The sequence below is a fragment of the Amycolatopsis echigonensis genome (genome assembly GCF_014174495.1).
Classification (GTDB): Bacteria; Actinomycetota; Actinomycetes; order Mycobacteriales; family Pseudonocardiaceae; genus Amycolatopsis; species Amycolatopsis echigonensis.
The window spans coordinates 33,057-51,524 of record NZ_JACJHR010000052.1 but is presented as its reverse complement, the minus strand read 5'-3'; the positions used below and the strand labels follow the sequence as shown (position 1 = coordinate 51,524).

Annotated in this window: 15 protein-coding genes; 9 read left to right on the top strand and 6 right to left on the bottom strand. The window is 69.7% G+C overall.

The annotated features are described in order from the left end of the window. Positions 1 to 126 precede the first annotated feature (126 nt). Positions 127 to 1,347: an MFS transporter gene (locus tag H5411_RS30070; protein WP_183125774.1), complete on the bottom strand. Its 1,221-nt coding sequence runs from the start codon at positions 1,345 to 1,347 to the stop codon at positions 127 to 129. Beyond that, positions 1,344 to 1,829 (bottom strand): MarR family winged helix-turn-helix transcriptional regulator, encoded by a 486-nt coding sequence (locus tag H5411_RS30065; RefSeq protein ID WP_101436766.1) that lies wholly within the window; start codon positions 1,827 to 1,829, stop codon positions 1,344 to 1,346. Before H5411_RS30065 ends, H5411_RS30070 begins: the two co-directional genes overlap by 4 nt. 85 nt (positions 1,830 to 1,914) lie before the next feature. Here H5411_RS30065 and H5411_RS30060 point away from each other — a divergent pair, with 85 nt between their 5' ends. Further along, a complete protein-coding gene (locus H5411_RS30060) occupies positions 1,915 to 2,571 on the top strand; it encodes an HAD family hydrolase (protein WP_101436765.1) in 657 nt (218 codons plus the stop codon). 86 nt (positions 2,572 to 2,657) lie between these two features. Further along, positions 2,658 to 3,515: an SAM-dependent methyltransferase gene (locus H5411_RS30055; RefSeq protein ID WP_183125773.1), complete on the top strand. Its 858-nt coding sequence runs from the start codon at positions 2,658 to 2,660 to the stop codon at positions 3,513 to 3,515. A 68-nt stretch (positions 3,516 to 3,583) separates the two neighbouring features. On the opposite strand, the gene H5411_RS30050 is transcribed toward H5411_RS30055, so the two are convergent. Together H5411_RS30050 and H5411_RS30045 are read right to left on the bottom strand one after the other, a co-directional pair. Beyond that, a complete protein-coding gene (locus H5411_RS30050) occupies positions 3,584 to 4,672 on the bottom strand; it encodes an inositol-3-phosphate synthase (RefSeq protein ID WP_101436763.1) in 1,089 nt (362 codons plus the stop codon). A 65-nt stretch (positions 4,673 to 4,737) separates the two neighbouring features. After that, positions 4,738 to 5,295 (bottom strand): PadR family transcriptional regulator, encoded by a 558-nt coding sequence (locus H5411_RS30045; protein WP_037716279.1) that lies wholly within the window; start codon positions 5,293 to 5,295, stop codon positions 4,738 to 4,740. Between the two features lie 245 nt (positions 5,296 to 5,540). Between H5411_RS30045 and H5411_RS30040 the strand changes: the two genes are divergently transcribed. From H5411_RS30040 to H5411_RS30030, 3 genes are all read left to right on the top strand, one after another. Next, entirely contained in the window at positions 5,541 to 5,942 is a 402-nt protein-coding gene (locus H5411_RS30040) for a DUF5318 domain-containing protein (protein WP_037809062.1), read from the top strand. A gap of 91 nt (positions 5,943 to 6,033) precedes the next feature. Next, positions 6,034 to 8,967 carry a transglycosylase domain-containing protein gene (locus H5411_RS30035; RefSeq protein WP_183125772.1) on the top strand — a complete coding sequence of 978 codons (2,934 nt, stop codon included), beginning with the start codon at positions 6,034 to 6,036 and terminating at the stop codon, positions 8,965 to 8,967. A 217-nt stretch (positions 8,968 to 9,184) separates the two neighbouring features. Continuing rightward, positions 9,185 to 11,719: a transglycosylase domain-containing protein gene (locus H5411_RS30030; protein ID WP_312878652.1), complete on the top strand. Its 2,535-nt coding sequence runs from the start codon at positions 9,185 to 9,187 to the stop codon at positions 11,717 to 11,719. 67 nt (positions 11,720 to 11,786) lie between these two features. On the opposite strand, the gene H5411_RS30025 is transcribed toward H5411_RS30030, so the two are convergent. Beyond that, positions 11,787 to 12,845 carry a Gfo/Idh/MocA family oxidoreductase gene (locus H5411_RS30025; RefSeq protein ID WP_101436761.1) on the bottom strand — a complete coding sequence of 353 codons (1,059 nt, stop codon included), beginning with the start codon at positions 12,843 to 12,845 and terminating at the stop codon, positions 11,787 to 11,789. Between the two features lie 57 nt (positions 12,846 to 12,902). Between H5411_RS30025 and H5411_RS30020 the strand changes: the two genes are divergently transcribed. Then, positions 12,903 to 13,970 (top strand): ROK family transcriptional regulator, encoded by a 1,068-nt coding sequence (locus H5411_RS30020; RefSeq protein ID WP_183125771.1) that lies wholly within the window; start codon positions 12,903 to 12,905, stop codon positions 13,968 to 13,970. A gap of 35 nt (positions 13,971 to 14,005) precedes the next feature. After that, positions 14,006 to 15,565, top strand: coding sequence for a glycosyltransferase family 87 protein (locus H5411_RS30015; protein WP_183125770.1), 1,560 nt, complete (start codon positions 14,006 to 14,008; stop codon positions 15,563 to 15,565). 55 nt (positions 15,566 to 15,620) lie between these two features. Here the strand turns inward: H5411_RS30015 and H5411_RS30010 are convergent, their stop codons facing one another. Continuing rightward, positions 15,621 to 16,394: a deoxyribonuclease IV gene (locus H5411_RS30010; protein WP_183125769.1), complete on the bottom strand. Its 774-nt coding sequence runs from the start codon at positions 16,392 to 16,394 to the stop codon at positions 15,621 to 15,623. A 103-nt stretch (positions 16,395 to 16,497) separates the two neighbouring features. On the opposite strand from H5411_RS30010, the gene H5411_RS30005 reads away from it, so the two are divergent. Both H5411_RS30005 and H5411_RS30000 read left to right on the top strand, forming a co-directional pair. After that, entirely contained in the window at positions 16,498 to 17,325 is an 828-nt protein-coding gene (locus tag H5411_RS30005; protein ID WP_183125768.1) for a hypothetical protein, read from the top strand. Positions 17,326 to 17,504: 179 nt separating this feature from the next. Further along, positions 17,505 to 18,410: a hypothetical protein gene (locus H5411_RS30000; RefSeq protein ID WP_312878651.1), complete on the top strand. Its 906-nt coding sequence runs from the start codon at positions 17,505 to 17,507 to the stop codon at positions 18,408 to 18,410. Positions 18,411 to 18,468 lie beyond the last annotated feature (58 nt).

Here is an 18,468-nt window from a genome sequence, read left to right as displayed (position 1 = left end):
GCGACCGTATGCGGCGAAAACCCCCTGAATCGGACTAAAAGGTAAACAGCGAGTGTATTCGTCCAAAGACGACGATCGCCCCCGAACAGACAGTCCGGGGGCGATCGCCGAGCGTTGCGATAAGGCTCAGAACTCCTCGTCGCCGACGAGCGCGGCCTCCTTCGGCACGGTGTGCGGGTCGGCCTTCTTCTCGCGCTGCGACAGGAGCACCGCGGCGATCAGGCACAGCACCGCGGCGATCAGGAACGGACCCTGCTCCCAGCCCATCCACTCGGCGACGTGGCCGACGAGCGTGGCCGCGATCGCGCCGCCGAACCAGCGGCAGAAGTTGTACCCCGCGCTCGCGACCGGCCGCGGCGCGTCGCTGATCGACATCGCGGTCCCGGTGAACAGCGTGTTCAGCAGCCCGGAGACCAGGCCGGACAGGATGATCCCGACGACCACCACCGGCTTGCTCGGGATGGCCAGCACCAGCATCAGGACGGTGTAGCCGACCACGGCCAGCGCCGCAGCGTGCCGTTCGCCGAAGCGGGCGGCCATCTTCGGGGCGAGCACCACGCCGGCGATCGCCACGCACAGGCCCCAGCCGCAGAAGATCAGGCCGACGGCGATGGCGTTCCAGCCGAGCACGAACGGGGACCAGGCGAGCACCGCGAAGAACGCGGCGGTGTACAGCGCCGAGGCGACCGACGTGCGCAGCAGACCAGGGTGCTTCAGCGCGCGGATCGGGTCGAGCAGCTTGATCGGTTCCCGCTTCTCGTGCGAGTCGCTCTTCAGGAAGATCGAGCACAGCACCAGCGCGGCGATCATCAGCACCGCGGTGCCGAGGAACGGACCGCGCCACGAGATCGTGCCCAGCAGCGCGCCGAGCAGCGGACCGACCGCGAGCCCGACCCCCAGCGCTGCTTCATAAAGCAGGATCGCGCCGGATTGGCCACCGGTCGCCGCGCCGACGATCACCGACAGCGCGGTGGCGATGAAGAAAGCGTTGCCGAGTCCCCACACCGCACGCAGGCCGACAAGTTGCTCGATCGAACCGGCGGCGGCACACAGCGCGGTCGCGGCGACGATCAGAGTCAGCCCGACCAGCACGGTCCGCTTGGCCCCGAACCGGGCGGACATCGCGCCGGTGAAGAGCATCGCGATGACCTGCACGCCGAGATACGACGTGAACAGCAGCGTGACCTGGGACGGCGAAGCGTTCAGCCCCTTGGCGATGGACAGCAGGATCGGGTCGACGAGGCCAATGCCCATGAACGCGATGACCGCGGCGAACGCGGTGATCCACACCTGTTTGGGCTGGTCCTTGACCGCGTCCAGCAGGCTCGAGTGGTGCTCAGCGCTCATCGCGGATCAGTTCCTCCTTCAGACAGTACGGCGAGTTCCGCGGCGGGATCGTCACGGTGGAAGTCGGCGATCAGCTTCGTGAGCGCGGGAAGCGCGGCGTCGATGGCGGCGCGCTCGGCCGGGTCGAGACGGTCGAGCCGCGCCCGCAGCTCCGCCTCCCGGCCCGCGATCATCTCGGCGTAGAACCGCTCGCCTTCCGGCGTGGCCTCCACGAGCACGGCGCGCCCGTCCGCCGGGTCGGGACGGCGGGTCACCATGCCGAGCCGTTCGAGCCTGCGCACGACGTCGGTCATCGACGGCATCCGCACGCGCTCGAGACGGGAGAGCCGGCTCATCCGGCTCGGCCCGCGGCCGACCAGCTCCGACAGCACCGACCCCTGGGTCAGGGTCAGCAGCTGCGCGGATTCGCGGCGCACCAGGTAGTACAGCCGGAACACCACCGGCCGCAGCCGCTGCGCCAGATCGCCCGTCGAGGAAGTCACTTAGCTAGGCTAACAAAAAGTAGTTAGGGTAGCGAAGTAATTCGGCTCACAAGGTGGTCCAGGCCAGTAGCCCTAGGCTGGACAAGTGGATGCGGTGATCTTCGACCTCGACGGCGTACTGGTGGACTCCGAAACGACGTGGGACGAGGTGCGCCGAGCCGTAGTCGCCGAGCACGGCGGGACCTGGCGGCCGGAGGCGACCCGCGCCCAGCAGGGGATGAGCACGCCGGAATGGGCGAACTACCTGGTGGAAACCCTCGGCGCGCAGCTCGCCCCGGACGAGATCGCGCGCGTCGTGATCGACGAGATGGCGGCCCGCTACGCCGACCGCCCGCCGGTCATCGACGGCGCGGACCAGGTCGTGCGCGAGATCTCCCGGCATTGGCCGGTCGCGATCGCCAGTTCGTCGCCGCCGGTGCTGATCCACTCGTTCCTGACCGCGTGCGACTTGACGTCCCTGGTCCCGGTCGCGGTGTCGAGCGAGGAAGTGGCCGCGGGCAAGCCCGAACCGGACGTCTACCTGCGTGCGGCGACGCTGCTGGGCGTCGAAGCTTCCCGCTGCGCCGCGGTGGAGGACTCGACGAACGGCCTGCGCGCGGCGTTCGCGGCGAACATGACGGTGTTCGCGGTGCCGAACCCGCATTTCCCGCCGGATCCGGCCGTGCTGCGAAAGGCCACGGTGCTGCCGAACCTCGCCGCCCTGCCGCACTCGCTGAGTGACGCAGCCCACAGCGGCAAATAACCGCAAAACGGTCGCTGCCCGTATCCGCCCCGTCGCGCAGTGCCATCCTGAACCTCTGCCAACAAGATCGGCTCGAGGGGTGGGAAATGGCTGCACCGGACCAGGATTGGGACATCGTCAGCAGCGTCGGACTGACCGCGCTCGGGGTCGCGGCCGGCCGGGCGATCGTCACCGTGTCCCCGGATCCGCTGATCGAAGACCCGTACGCGGCGGAGTTCGTCCGCGCCGCGAATCCGCCGCGGCCAATGCCGATCGAACCGCTCGACGATCCGCTCTGGATGGCGATGGCCGGGTACCTCGCGGTGCGGTCCCGGTTCTTCGACGACGTGGTCACCGGCACGGACGCGCCGCAGGTGGTGATCCTCGCCGCCGGGCTCGACGCCCGCGCCTTCCGGCTGGACCTCTCCGGCCGCGACGTCTACGAGGTGGACCAGCCGCGAGTGCTCGCGTTCAAACAGGACGTCCTGGACGGGCTCGGCGCGGCCCCGCGCTGCCGCCGCCATCCGATCGGAGCCGACCTGCGCGAGGACTGGCCCGCCACCCTGGAAAACGCCGGATTCGACCGCACCCGTCCGTCGGTGTGGATCGCCGAAGGGCTGCTGCCGTATCTGCCCGCGGCCGCGGAGGAACTGCTGTTCGACCTCGTGCACGCCCGCAGCGCGCCGGGCAGCCGGATCGGCCTCGAACACATCCCCGACCTCGGCAGCACCGACATCCTCGACACCATCCGGTCGTCGGCCGCCGGAGCACGGCTCGGCCTCGACGTGAACGACGTGCTTTCGACCGAACCGCGCCGGAACCCGATCGACTGGCTCGCCGGGCAAGGCTGGCGGACGACGGTCGACCGCGCGGGCGATCTCGCCGCCCAGTACGGCAAGCAGCTGCCCGACCCGCTCGGCGACGCGATGACCAAAACCGAACTGGTCACCGCAGACCGGCCCTGACGCCGTGAAGGACTCCTTGAGGGAATCAGATTCCCTCAAGGAGCCCTTCACGGACAGTCAGGCTGGGGTCAGCGCTCCAGTTCGCCGCGGATGAAGGCGTCGACCGCGTCGCGGGCGGTCGAGTCGTCGTACTGCTCCGGCGGCGACTTCATGAAGTAGGACGACGCGGACAGGATCGGGCCGCCGATGCCGCGGTCCTTGGCGATCTTCGCCGCGCGCACCGCGTCGATGATGATGCCCGCCGAGTTGGGGGAGTCCCACACCTCGAGCTTGTACTCCAGGTTCAGCGGGACGTCGCCGAACGCGCGGCCCTCGAGGCGGACGTAGGCCCACTTGCGGTCGTCGAGCCACTGCACGTAGTCCGACGGTCCGATGTGGACATTGCCCTTGCCGAGCTCGCGGTCCACCTGCGAGGTGACCGACTGGGTCTTCGAGATCTTCTTCGACTCGAGCCGCTCCAGCTCCTTCATGTTCAGGAAGTCCATGTTCCCGCCCACGTTGAGCTGCATCGTGCGGTCGAGCTGCACGCCGCGGTCCTCGAAGAGCTTCGCCAGCACGCGGTGCGTGATGGTGGCGCCGACCTGGGACTTGATGTCGTCGCCGACGATCGGGACGCCCGCGTCCTCGAACTTCTTGGCCCACTCCGGGTCGGAGGCGATGAACACCGGCAGCGCGTTGACGAACGCGACGCCCGCGTCGATCGCGGCCTGCGCGTAGAACTTGTCGGCCTCTTCGGAGCCGACCGGAAGGTAGGAGACGAGCACGTCGACCTGCGCGTCGCGCAGCGCGGCGACCACGTCGACGGGTGCCTCGTCGGACTCCTCGATGGTCTCGCGGTAGAAGCGGCCGAGGCCGTCGTAGGTGTGCCCGCGCTGGACGGTGACGCCGAGCGGCGGCACGTCGGCGATCTTGATCGTGTTGTTCTCGCTGGCGGAGATCGCCTCCGAGAGGTCCCTGCCGACCTTCTTCGCGTCGACGTCGAACGCGGCGACGAACTCGACGTCGCGCACGTGGTAGTCGCCGAACTGGACGTGCATCAAACCGGGGACGCGCGTACCGGGATCCGCGTCGCGGTAGTACTGCACGCCCTGGACCAGCGACGAGGCGCAGTTGCCGACGCCCACGATGGCCACCCGAACGCGGCGGTTCTCGCCCATGCCGGTTTCTCCTTCAATCTCATCCACTTGCATCTGCAGGTCTGCCGCCCCGTTGCGGCCGCCGCTCAACTCGGTCCCGGCTGCTCCGGGCCGCGCTGCTCGGCTTGTTCGTGCGCGATCAGCTCGTTGAGCCAGCGCACCTCCCGCTCGCTCGACTCCAGCCCCAGCCGGTGCAGCTCGCGGGTGTAGCGGTCGATCTTCTCCTCGGCCCTGGCCAGCGCGTCCCGCAAGCCTTCGCGCCGCTCCTCGACGCGGCGGCGGCGGCCTTCCAGGATTCGCATCCTGACGTCGGCCGGTGTCCGCGAGAAGAACGCCAGGTGGACGCCGAATCCCTCGTCGTCCCACGTCTGCGGTCCCGCGTCGCCGAGCAGTTCGGCGAAGCGTTCCTTGCCCTCGGCGGTGAGCTTGTAGACGCGGCGGCCGCGCCGGGACCACGCCCGGTCGTCCGCCTCGTCGAACTCCTCGACGAGGTAACCGGCCCGCAGCAACCGGCGCAAGGTCGGGTACAGCGAGCCGTACGAGAACGTCCGGAACATCCCGAGCGTCTCGTGCAAACGTTTGCGCAGCACGTACCCGTGCATGGGCGCCTCGTGCAGCAATCCGAGGATCGCGAGTTCGAGCACACCACACCCCATTCCGGGAATACGCCGCGGCCGGCACCGTTGATCACCCGGGACCGGCTCAGCCAACCTACTCGCCGAGTATATCGCGCCGATACATCGAAGTGGCGGAAGTAACCCGCGACCAGCGCGCGCCCGGCGATCCGTGATCAGAGCGTTATCGCTCTTTCGGCGTGTCCGAACGGTCGCCGTGGGTGCGGGAAAGCAGGGGGCACCGCGGACACAGAAAGAGCCCGTACTCTGTCCTCGTGCGAAACCAGCGGCAGGTTGTGGATTACGCCTTGCAGCGCCGTGCGCTGCTGGCCGGCGTCCGCTCCGGACGCGTCGGAGACCACGAGGTCTGCGACGCGAGCCCGTACCTGCTCCGCGCGGCGAAATTCCACGGCAGGCCCGAGGACCGGGCCTGTCCGATGTGCCGCCGGGCGCCGCTGCACCTCGTCTCCTGGGTGTACGGCGACGAGCTCAAGCACGTCTCGGGATCGGCACGCACCCCCGCCGAACTGACCCGGATGTCGGGGATTTTCGGGGAGTTCACGGTCTATGACGTAGAGGTGTGCCGGACGTGCCATTGGAACCATCTGGTCCTGTCCTATGTCCTCGGCACGGGAGAGCCCCAGCCGACCCGGCCGCGAAGGACTGCCGGGCAGTGACGAGTACCACAACCGCTGCAGAACGCAGGGCGGCGCGCCGCTGTCCGTCCCGGACGACGGCGCCGGCAGTACAGCCCTCGGAGGCCCATTCGTGAACGACGACCGCAACCGCTCCTGGCCGAGCCAGGAGCCAGATGCACCTCGCCGTGCCCGGCGCCCGCAGGAGGACCCCGGTCCCGCCTGGCCCGCCGATGACGCCCCCCGGCGCCCCGCGCCGCCCCGCCGTCCTCCCGCGGGCGGTCCGCGCCCGCCGCGCGCCCCGCGAGCCGAAGCCGGTCCGGAATGGCCGAGCGGCGACGAAGGCGCTCCGCAGTGGCCCGCCGCCGACGAGCCGCGCCGTCCGCAGCGGCCTCCGCAGAACCGCGCTCCGCAGGGCCGCCCGCCGCAAGGCCCCGCACCGCAGGATCGCGGTTCGGCCACCCGCGCGTCGCAGATCCTCGACGGACAGGGCGCGCCCCCGCCGCGTCGCCAGCCCCCGGTCGGACGTCCCGGACCCAACGGCGGTCCGAACGGCGGTCCCAATGGCGGTCCCACCGGGAACGGCACCCAGGGTTTCCGGCAGCCGCCGCCGGGCGGACGTCCGCCACAGGGCCGCCGGGTCCCGCCGCCTCCGCCTCCGCCGTCCTATCCGGAGACCGACCGCGAACCGGACCTGATCACGCACGCCGCGCACAACGGCTACGCGCCTTACGACGACCGGTACGACGACCACGACCCGTACGACGAGGAAACCCGCCTCGCCCAGTACTCGGACGACGCGGACTTCGAGGACGAGCCGGAAGGCGAGGAGGACGGCAAGAAGAACAAGACCCCGCTCTCGCCGATGCAGCGCCGCAAACGCCGGTGGAAGATCGTCCGGCGCGTGCTGTACGCGATGTTCGGCCTGTTCGTCGTGGTGCCCGCGATCGCGTTCGTGATCACTTACTTCCTGGTCGACGTGCCGTCGCCGCAGGACGTGCTCGCGAAGCAGAGCCAGCCGATCACCTTCTACTACGGCGACAAATCGGTGATGGGCAAAGTGGTCCCGCAGGGCGGCAACCGCGAACTGCTGCAGCCCAACCAGATCCCCGAGGTCGTCAAGCACGCCGTCTACTCGGCCGAGGACGCGAGCTTCGAGACCAACTCCGGCTTCAACGTGATGGCGATCCTGCGGTCGGTCTTCAACCAGGCGACCGGCGGCACCGGCGGCGGTTCGACCATTTCGCAGCAGTACATCAAGCAGGCGACCAAGAACGACGCCCCGACGCTGACGCGGAAATGGACCGAGCTGGCGAAGTCGTTCAAGCTGAACAACGAGACGTCCAAATCGGACATCATCACCGGCTACCTGAACATCGTCTTCTTCGGCCGCGGCGCGAACGGCATCGCCGCCGCGTCGAAGGCGTACTTCGGCAAGGACGTCAAGGATCTCAACGCTTCCGAGGCGGCGCTGCTCGCCGGGATGATCCAGGGCCCGAGCCGCGACCGCGACACCGCGTACGTGCAGAAGCGGTGGAGCTACGTGATGGACCAGATGGTCGCCAACCACTGGCTTTCGCCCGCCGACCGCAAGGCCGCGCAGCTTCCCACGATGATCCCGCGCGACGCGCAGAAGAAGGAAGACGCCGGCACGCTGGACTACTTCATCCAGCAGCGCATTCTCGACGAGCTCAAGGACAAGGGCTACGACGAGGACAAGCTGTACTCCACCGGCGCGAAGATCTACACGACGATCGACCCGAACGCGCAGAAGATCGCCGTGCAGTCCGTTCAGGACAACATGCAGGGCCAGACCGACGAGAACCTCCGGGGAGCGCTGGTCGCCGTCGACCCGAGAACCGGGGGCGTGCTCGCCTATTACGGCGGGCCGACCACTGTGAAGAACAGCGCGGGCAAGGACGTGCTCGCCACGGACTGGGCGAACACCCCGCAGAACCCCGGTTCGTCGATGAAGGCCTACGACCTCACCGCCTGGCTCAAAATGGGCAAGGGCCTCGGCGAAGTCTTCGACGGCACGAACAACCGGGAGCTCGGCGGCCGCGTGGTCCGCAACGCGGGCGAAAGCGCCAGTTGCGGTCCTCAGTGCACGGTCAAAAAGGCCATGGAGGTCTCGGCGAACACCGTGTTCTACGACATGGTGCTGAACTGGACGAAGCCCGCCCGGGTCGCGGAAGCCGCGAAGGAAGCGGGCGTGCAGGCCGCGCCGAAGGGCAAGGCCAAGCTCGGCACGAGCGACGCCAACATCGCCCTCGGCGGTGGCGCCACCGTGGTCACCCCGGAGGACATGGCCGCCGGCTACTCGTCGTTCGCCTCCGGCGGTGTCCGGCGCGATCAGCACTTCGTCGCGAAGCTCACGAACTCCCAGGACGAGGTCATCTTCGACGACACGGCCGGGCAGGCGAAACCCGCGTTCGACGACAACGCGGACAAGAGCAAGCAGATCGCCGGGAACGTCACCGACGCGCTCGGTCCGGTCATCGCCGAATCGCACCTGAAGTGCCCGAGCGGCCACGAGTGCGCGGGCAAGACCGGTACCCAGCAGTACGACCCGCAGGACGGCGACCCCAGTTCGTACAAGGACCGCAACGCCCAGACCTGGATGGTCGGGTACACGCCGTCGGTGTCGGCCGCGGTCTGGATCGGCGGCGACGGCAACAAGCCGCTGCACGACCAGGACGGGAACCCGATCTTCGGCAAGACGATCGCGGGCCCGGCGTGGCAGGACTTCCTCACGAACTACCTGAAGGACAAGCCGAGCGAGAAGTTCGACAAGGTCGATCCGATCGGCAAGGACGCGGACGAGGTCGTGACGTCGAGCAAGACGGCCCCGCCGCCGCGCCAGACGTCGAGCGAGCAACCGCCGCCGCCTCCCACGACGTCCTCGTCTTCGGAGCCGCCGCCGTCCACCTCGTCGCATCCGCCGTCCTCGACGACGACCAGCCCGACCCGTCCGGGCGGCATCTTCGGCGGCGGCACCGACGGCGGCAACCCCGGCAGCGGCGGCGGTCCCGTGGTGAACGGCGAACCGCCGAGGCGCACCGGCTGATCCGCGCCCGACCCTTCGAAGAGGCTCCTCTCCACCCCGGAGAGGAGCCTCTTTTCGCCGGTACCACCCGGCTGGGGGTGCGGTAGGTTCACCGACGGTCTCCTCCCCCGGGAAGGGGATCGGCCAGGAGAGTGAACCTCGACCGGGGTTGCCGCGTCTGGTCACCAGAGGGCCTTCTGCGTCCGCAGGCTGCCCGTGTCCGAGAAGAGGATCCGCAGTGAACGACGACCGCAGCCGCTCCTGGCCCGACCGGGAACCCGACCCGCGGCGTCAACCACCTCCCACCCAGCCCGGGCCGCCGCCGTGGGCCCGCGGCCCGCAGCCGCCCGCCGCGGGTCCGACCCGTCCGGGGGGTCCGGCGGGTTCTCCGCCGCCGGGCCGCCGTCCGCCGCCGCCCGGCCGTCGCCCGGTTCCGCCGCCGCAGCGCGAGCCGGAGCTGATGACCCACCGGATCGCCGAGGACGACTACCGCGACCCCGGCTACCGGGACGCCGGTTACCGCGACGAGGGACCGCTCGCTCCGGACGACGGCTATCCGCCGGAAGACCTGGACAAGAAGGGCCGCACCCCCGCCCAGCGCAAGAAAAGACGCTGGAAGATCATCCGGCGCAGTGCGTACGCGTTCGTCGGCCTCTTCATCGTGATCCCGGCGATCGCTTTCGTGATCACCTATTTCCTGGTCGACGTGCCCTCGCCGCAGAGCGTGGCGCAGGGCCAGAACCAGGCCGTCACCTACCTCTACGCCGACGGCAGCCCGATGGGCAAGGACGTGCCCCCCGGCGGGAACCGGCAGATCCTCACCTCGCAGCAGATCCCGGACGTGGTGAAGCACGCGGTGATCGCGACCGAGGACTCGACGTTCGAGACCAACTCCGGCTTCGACGTCACCGGCCTGCTGCGCGCGGTGTTCAACAACCTCACCGGCGGCACCGGCGGCGGGTCCACGATCTCGCAGCAGTACATCAAGAAGGCCACCGACAACGACGCCCCCACGCTCACCCGTAAATGGACCGAGCTGGCGAAGTCCTTCAAGATGAACCAGACGTACGAGAAACAGGACATCATCACCGCGTACCTGAACATCATTTACTTCGGGCGCGGGGCGTACGGCGTCGGCGCGGCGTCGCAGGCCTTCTTCCACAAGGACGTCTCGAAACTGGACTACTCGGAGGCCGCGCTGCTGGCCGGGCTGATCCAGCAGCCGGGCCGTTCGGAAAACCCGAAGGTGGCGCAGAGCCGCTGGACCACCGCGCTCGACCGGATGCTCGCGAACAAGTACATCACCCCGCAGCAGCGGCAATCGGCACAGTTCCCGGACGTGATCCCGCTGGCGGAGTCGAAGGACGACGCCAACGCGCCGTACAAGTTCATCAGCGAGCAGGCCAAGGCCGAGCTGGGGCAGCACGGCATCGGGGACGACAAGTACTACTCCGGCGGCTACACGATCCAGACGACCATCGACAAGCACGCCCAGGAGATCGCGACCCAGGTGGCGACCGACGCGCTGAAGGACCAGTCGGACGACCGGCTGCTCGATTCGCTGGTGGCGGTCGATCCGAAGACCGGCGGGGTGCTCGCGTACTACGGCGGGCCGGCGACCATCGACGTGAACGGGAAGAAGCAGGGCGCTCGCGACTGGGCGAACACGCCGCAGAACCCCGGTTCGTCGATGAAGGCGTTCGACCTCACCGCGTTCCTCAAGATGGGCAAGGGGATCAACGAGACCTTCGACGGCAGCAACAACCGGGTTTTCGACGGCCGCAAGGTGCGCAACGCGGGCCCGAGCTCCAGCTGCGACGGGCAGTGCACCGTCGCCGAAGCGATGAAACGGTCGGCCAACACGGTCTTCTACGACATGGTGCTGAACCAGACGCATCCAGGTCCGGTCGGGCAGGCCGCCCAGGATGCGGGCGTCAAGACCAAGGACAACGGCGGCAAGTCGGAGATCTCCACCGCGGACGCCAACATCGCGCTCGGCGGCGGGAACACCCGGATCACGCCCGCGGACATGGCCAGCGCGTACGCGACGTTCGCGGCCAACGGCGTCCAGCGCGACCGGCACTTCGTGCAGAAGGTGACCAACTCGCAGAACGAGGTCGCCTACGAGGCGCAGCCGAGCCCGGGCAAACCGGCGTTCGACAGCGACGCGGACAAGAGCAAGCAGATCGCCGGCAACGTGACCATGGCGCTGGGCCCGGTGATCGACTTCTCGCACCTGAAGTGCCCGTCCGGCCACGATTGCGCGGGCAAGACCGGTACCCAGCAGCACACGCCGCGGCCGGGCGAGCCGGCGTGGGCGGCGAACGCGAACGCGCAGACCTGGATGGTCGGCTACACGCCGTCGGTCTCGGTCGCCGCGTGGGTCGGCGCGGACGGCGACCAGGCGCTGCACGGCTCGGGCACGTCGCCGATCTACGGTTCGACGATCGCGGGCCCGATGTGGCAGAAGTTCCTCGACGCCTACTTGAAGGGCAAGCCGGGCGAGAAGTTCGACCAGGTGTCGCTGATCGGCGTCCAGGCCCCGCCGCCGTCGCAGGACCAGAGTGCGGGCGACGAGCAGCAGCCGCCGACGCAGACCAACGGCAACGAACCGGACCCCGGCAACGGGAACGAGCACGGCGGTCCGATCACCGGCGGACCCAGCCAGCCGCATTGGCCGAGCGGGCTTCCGCACTGGCCGTCGGGCAAGCCGTCGTCGCACAACCCGCCGACCGGTGGTCCGTCGACGGGCGAATCCCCGCCGCCGCAGTGACGAAAAAGGCCGTGGCCGCGACGGTGGGGGGGAGGCCGTCGCGGCCACGGCCGTTCAGGGGGCGGTGTCAGCCGCCGAGGGTGATCACGCGGCCTTCGGCACCCGAGCGGTGCGCGGCTTCGATCACGCGCAACGCTTCGACCGCGCTCGCCGGGTCCACCGGGAAATCCGCCTCGCCGCGCAGCGCGTCCCGGACCTGGGCGTAAAACGCTTCGTAGCAACCGGTTTCGGTCGGCACCGCTTCGGTGTCGTCATTCACCCCGAGCAAGCCGGCGTCGCTTTCCGGCTCCACGCCCCAGCCGTCGTCGCCGGGGCGGAGACCGGCCTTGATCTGCGGTTCCTGGACGTCGAGGCCGTATTTGGTGAACGTCGCCTGGTCGCCGAGCACGCGGAAGCGCGGGTTGCGAGTGCCGGCGAGCGCGGACGACCACAGGTGCGACCGCACGCCGTTCGCGTGGTGCAGGGCCACGAACACGTCGTCGTCCACCGCCGCGCCGGGGCGACGGCGGTCGACCTCCGCGTAAACCTGGGCGACCGGACCGAAAAGCTGCAGCGCCTGGTCGACGATGTGCGCGCCGAGGTCGTAAAGCAGACCGCCGGCCTCGGCCGGATCGCCGAACTCGCGCCAGTTGTCCTTGATCTTCGGCACCCAGCGGTCGTAGCGGGATTCGAAGCGGAAGACGTTGCCGAGGCGACCGGATTCGAGCACCTTGCCGACGGTGCGGAAATCCGAGTCCCAGCGGCGGTTCTGGAACACCGTGACGCCGACGCCCTTGGCCTTCGCCGCGTCGACGACCTGCTGCGCTTCGGCCGAGGTCGGCGCGAACGGCTTGTCCACGACCACCGGAATCCCGGCCTCGATCGCGCGGAGGGCGAGCGGCACGTGCGTGCGGTTCGGCGTGGTCACCACGACCAGGTCGAGCTCACCCGCACGGGCGAAAAGCGCGTCCGCGTCCGGGACTACTTCGGCGTCCGGATGTTCGGCGCGCGCCTGGGCGGCCCGTTCCGGATTCGCGGTCACCAGCACGGCCGGGACCAGGCCAGGCGTCGCCGCGACCAGCGGCGCGTGGAAAATCCGGCCGCCGATCCCGTATCCGAGAATGCCGACCCGCGCGTCATCAGCCATGGCCGCTATTAAACAACACTGTTGCGTAATAGGCCACCCGTCCGCGATGATCGGCCGATGGCGGAAACCGGCGTCAACCTGCGCGGGCTGCGACGCCACAACCGCGCGCTGCTGCTCGGGCACATCCTGCGCGCCGGCGGGCTGAGCCGGGTCGAGCTGGCGCAGCGGTCCGGGCTCACCCAGCAGGCGGTGTCGAAAATCGTGTCCGACCTGCTGCCGGAAGGACTGCTGGACGTCGAACGCCAGGCCGCGGCCGGAGTCGGCAAACCGCGCACGATGCTGCGGCTGCGCGCGGAGGCCCGCTGCGCACTCGGCGCGCAACTCGATCGGGACGGGTTTCTCGTGCTGCGCACCGGCCTGACCGGCGAGGTCGAGGAGATCGTGGAAGGCCCGCTGCCGGTCGGCTTCGCTCCGGAGACCGCGGTGACCGCGATCGCCGACGGGGTGCGCAAACTGGTCGCCGACGTCGATCCGGCACGGGTGCTCGGGCTCGGCGTCGGCGCGGTGGGACCGCTCGACCACCACGCGGGCCGCGTCCGCGACGCCACGAACATGCCCGGCTGGCACGACGTCCCGCTGCGCGATCTGCTCGCCGAACGCACCGGTCTGCCGGTCACGCTGGACAAAAACACCAACTCGGCCGCCTTCGCGCACGCCTGGCCGGAAGAAACCGCGGCGGCGACCGCCGTCGTGCTCGTCGGGACCGGAATCGGCGTCGGCCTGCTGATCGACGGACGCGTCTATCGAGGCCCGCGCACCAACGCGGGGGAGTTCGGCCACACCACCATCGCCTACGCCGGACCGCGCTGCGCGTGCGGACGCCGCGGCTGCGTCGAGGTCATGCACCGCGCCGCGGGCACCCCGCACGACGCCGCCCGGTTGCTCGGCATCGGGCTCGCGGACCTGGTTCAGGTGCTCGACCTCGAACGGATCGTCCTGTTCGGACGGACCATCCGCGCCGCGCCCGAGGTCTACCGCGAGACGGTCTCGCAGCAGCTGCGAGACCTGCTGCCGGTGCCGTACTGGCAGCGCATCGACGTCGAACTGAGCGACCTCGACGAGGAGGCCGTGGCCCTTGGCGCCGCTTTCGAGGTGCTTGCCGGGTTTTACGAGGATCCGAAATGACCGGCACCCCACCCGCGGACCGATAGCATCCCGACGTGTCCCGCGCCTCCGACCCCGCCGACGAGCCGGATTCGGCTCCCCGCACGCTCACCCCGGCGGAGCGAATCGCCCCCAGCCGGCACGACCCGCTGGTGGCCGCGGCGACGAGACCCATCGGCGGTCCGATCGGCGCGCACGCGGCGGTGGGCAGGCAGTGGTTCTGGTCGCCGCAGCGCGTCGGGCTCGCGATGGCCGTGCTCGCGCTGGTGGTGTGCTGGTTCGGCAAGGCGTCGTGCATTCAGCAGTACAGCGACTCGAACGGCGTGCACCAGCTCGACTGGCGCGCCGGCCGTCCGTTCGTCGCCATGTGCTACTCCGACATCGTCCCGCTCTACAGCTCGGAAAAGCTCGACGACGCGCGCACCTTCCCCTACGTCACGTCGTGGCAGGAGGATTCGCAGACCGCGGAGAACCAGACCCGGTACATGGAGTACCCGGTGGTCACCGGCCTGTTCCAGTGGATCAACGCGAAACTCGCGGCGGGCTGGACGTCGGTCGCGAACGCGGGCTGGCTTCCCGGCGCGCTGCCGGTGGCGATCTACTTCAACATCTCCGCGTTCTGGCTCGCGCTCGCCTGGCTGGTCACCGTGTGGGCCACCGGACGGACGACGAAACGCAGGCCGTGGGACGCGGCGCTCGTCGCCATCTCGCCGCTGGTGCTGGTCCACACCTTTACGAACTTCGACGCGCTCGCCACCGCGGCCACCGCCGCCGGGATCCTGGCGTGGTCGCGAAAACGCCCGGAGGTCGCCGGAGTCCTCTTCGGACTCGGCATCGCGACCAAGCTGTACCCGTTGCTGCTGCTCGGTGTGCTGTTCCTGCTGTGCCTGCGCGCCGGGAAACTGCGCGCGTGGAGCCAGACCGCGGCGTTCACCGTGCTGGCCTGGCTGGTGGTGAACGTCCCCTTCATCGTGGCCGCACCGCGCGGCTGGTGGGAGTTCTTCCGGCTCAACACGCTGCGCCCGATGGACCCGGATTCGCTCTACAACGTGGTCTCCTACGCCACCGGGTGGGTCGGCTTCGACGGCGTGCTCCAAAAAGGACAGACGCCGACCGTGCTCAACATCGTGGTGGCGGTGCTGTTCTTGGCCTGCTTCGCGGGAATCGCGTACGTCGCGCTCACCGCGCCGCGGCGGCCGCGGTTCGGGCAGCTGGCTTTCCTTGTCGTGGCGGCGTTCCTGCTGACCAACAAGGTGTGGAGCCCGCAGTACTCGCTGTGGCTCGTCCCGCTGGCGGTGCTCGCGATCCCGCGCTGGCGGCCGCTGCTGGCCTGGATGGTCATCGACGCGGCGGTGTGGGTGCCCCGGATGTTCTATTACCTCGGCGTCGACCACAAAGGACTGCCGGCGGGCTGGTTCCTCGGCGGGGTGGTCATCCGCGACCTGGCCGTGGTCGGGCTGTGCGTGCTGGTGCTCCGCGAGATCTACCGGCCGCGCACCGATCTGGTCCGGCTCTCCGGCGACGACGACCCGGCGGGCGGCGTGCTGGAGCGGGCCCGCGACAAGGTCACCTTCGCGTCCTTCCGCCGGTCCCGCACCGAGCAGCCAGTCTCGTGATCCGTGAAGGACTCCTTCCGGGAATCTGGTTCCCCCAAGGAGTCCTTCACGGACCTCAGGCGAGCTGTTTGCGCAGGTACGCGATGTCGGCGGCCTGGCCTTCGCCCGGGGTCTCGACGACCACCGGCGCGCCCGCCTGCCGCACGACCTCGGCGAGCAGTTCCGGTTCGATCGTCCCGTCGCCGTCGACCACCGACGCGTGCCGGTCGCGGTTGGAACCGTGCTCGTCCCGGGAGTTGTTGCAGTGCACCAGGTCGATGCGGCCGGTGATGGCCTTGACCTTCTCCACCGCGGTCTCGAGATCCCAGCCGGCCGCGTAGGCGTGGCAGGTGTCGAGGCAGAAGCCCGCGCCGAACTCGCCGACCTTGTCCCACAGCCGGGCGATCACGTCGAGTTCGCGGGTCATCGCATTGTCGCCGCCCGCGGTGTTCTCGATCAGGATCGGCACCGCGAAGCCGCCCTTCTCCGCTTCGCGCTCGAAAAGCTTGCGCCAGTTGACCAAGCCTTCCTCGATGTCATCGCTCGCGCCGACGTGCCCGCCGTGCACGATCAGGCCCTTCGCGCCGATCGCGGCGGCCCCGTCGGCGTGCTGGGTGACGTTCTTGCGGGACGGGATGCGGATCCGGTTGTTCTTGGACGCGACGTTGATCAGGTACGGCGCGTGGATGAACACCTCGACCGGGGAGGCCTTGATCTCCTCGCCGTGCGGATGCGGTTTCGGTGCCTTCCACCCCTGCGGGTCGGAGAGGAAGAACTGGACGACGTCGGCTTCTCGCTCGGCGACGGCGGCCAGCGGATCGTCGTCGCGGACATGGGCGCCAATCTGCATGTCTTGACGCTACCCCCGAACGAGTCGCCCCCTTCCGCCCCTGGTGGTGACGCTCGTGGAGTACCGTGAGCGCGTTCCGTGATCCGGTCGGGGGAGGAAAGGCATGCGGAAACGCGCTGGGCGGACGGTCGCACTCGGAGTCGCGCTCGCGGCGCCACTGCTGTCGGCGGTTCTGGCCTTTCCCGCATCCGCCTCCGCGGACCCGAACCCGACGCTGAACGGCGACTGCCAAGCCACCCTGCAGAACGGCAAGGACGGCAACGGCCTCGCCCTCGACGCGGGCGCTCCGCTCAACGCGCCGAACCGGCTCACCGTCGGCCTCGATTCGAAGGCGAAGCAGACCGACGGCAACAACACGCTGCTCACCCTTCCCGTCGGCGACACCGTCCGGACGCTGGGCGTCGGCGAAGCCCCGGCGGCTGGCGACCTGGCCGGGAAGACGCTGTGCCCGACTGCGCAGAACGCGGCGAACGGCGTCGGCAACGCGACTCAGGAACTGGTCGGCGGGCTGCCCGGCACCCCGATTCCGAGCCCGCAGCCGACGCCCCAGCCGCCGAACCCCACGCCCCGCCCGCCGTCCCCGGCTCCGGGCCCCGGCGGTCCGGGCCAGCCTGTCCCCGGTGGCGACACGCTCGGCCCGGTGACCTCCGGCGGCGGACTGTCCGGCCTCGACGCGGTGTCCGGCATCTTCACCGGTGCCGCGATGCTCCCGGCGAGTTTCGTGCAGGCCCCGATCGTCACCCAGGTCGTGCCCGGCCAACTGCCCCAGCAGGGCCAGGTGCCGACGGTCGACGCGAAGAAGTCCGGCACCGCCGAGGCACTGCCCGCGGCCAACCCGCCCGCGCGGCTGCCGCTGCTGATCGCCGTGCTGGCGCTCGCGATGGTCGCCGCCGCGCTGGTGCGCGCGTGGCTGCGCCGCAAGCCCGCCTGACTCTCTCTCACCTATCTGACGCTGAGTAGCACCCGCTTCCACCCGAATGCCTGACCTCGGAGGGGAGGCGGGCGTCACTCGTCTTCGTTACCGTCGTTGTCCACAGCGAGGCAGTGATAACGGACGCGACGAAAGGGTCGACGGCCATGCAGCAGCACCGGGCACGGAGGGCCACCGCGGTGGGCGCCGCCGCTTTCGTCCTGGCGGGCTCGGCCGCGCTCGCCGCCCCCGCCACCGCGTCCGCGGGCACCCTGACGACACCCTGCGGTTCCACCATCACCGCTCACCCGGGCGACCACGTCCAGGCGACCACTCCGCTGCTCGGCCTCCCGATCGACCTCGGCGTCGTCGGCCAGACCTCCGGCGTGCTCACCGGCACCATCAACGCGGTGCTCGGCACGGTCTGCCAGGTCACGGTGAACGTGGTCAACACCGTCGTCGCGCCGGTCCCGGTGGTCGGCGCGCCCGCCGCGAGCGCGGTCAACGGCGCGGTCGCGGGCGGCACGAACAGCCTCCAGCAGGGCGTCGCCACGGCGGGCCAGGCCGTCAGCGGCAGCCAGCCGAGCCAGCAGAACCCGGGCCAGAGCCCGCAGCAACCGCCGTCCGGAGGCAATGGCGGCAGCCCGCAGCAGGGCGGCGGCTCGCCGGACCAGCAGTCCCAGATGCCGGGCTCGACCAGTCCGGTGCTCGGCGATTACGCCGGCGGCGGGGCCGCGCCGTTCTCGGCCTTCCTGCCGAATTTCAGCGATTTGTCGTACGGCTACAACACCGGCTACGCGCCGATGCGCGATTACAGCGGCATCCCGATGGCGATGGCCGGACTCTTCAGCCCGTCGCCGTCGCTGCGGTACGGCAGCCAGATCCCGGGTTACGCGCCGCAGTACGGCGTTGCCAACCCGGACGGATCGGAGGGCGGCGACCGCACGATCCAGAACGCCGGTAATGCTGAGGCGTTGCCCGGTACTGGCGGCAACCACACGAACGGGTTGGACTGGCCAGTTCTGGTGGCAGTTTTAGCACTCTCCGGAGTCAGTGCGGGCCTGGTCCGCACCTGGGTACTCCGCCGAATGGCCGCTGCGGTTTAGGCCAACTCACCAGTATCTTTGCCGGAGTCCATTCGTTGTTCCTGATGCGACGAACCAC

What these genes read in the sequence shown, in the direction of transcription:
- H5411_RS30025 (WP_101436761.1), bottom strand. Translation starts at nt 12,845, where the DNA reads ATGGCTGATGACGCGCGGGTCGGCATTCTCGGATACGGGATCGGCGGC.
- H5411_RS30070 (WP_183125774.1), bottom strand. Translation starts at nt 1,347, where the DNA reads ATGAGCGCTGAGCACCACTCGAGCCTGCTGGACGCGGTCAAGGACCAG.
- H5411_RS30005 (WP_183125768.1), top strand. Translation starts at nt 16,498, where the DNA reads ATGCGGAAACGCGCTGGGCGGACGGTCGCACTCGGAGTCGCGCTCGCG.
- H5411_RS30020 (WP_183125771.1), top strand. Translation starts at nt 12,903, where the DNA reads ATGGCGGAAACCGGCGTCAACCTGCGCGGGCTGCGACGCCACAACCGC.
- H5411_RS30050 (WP_101436763.1), bottom strand. Translation starts at nt 4,672, where the DNA reads ATGGGCGAGAACCGCCGCGTTCGGGTGGCCATCGTGGGCGTCGGCAAC.
- H5411_RS30055 (WP_183125773.1), top strand. Translation starts at nt 2,658, where the DNA reads ATGGCTGCACCGGACCAGGATTGGGACATCGTCAGCAGCGTCGGACTG.
- H5411_RS30010 (WP_183125769.1), bottom strand. Translation starts at nt 16,394, where the DNA reads ATGCAGATTGGCGCCCATGTCCGCGACGACGATCCGCTGGCCGCCGTC.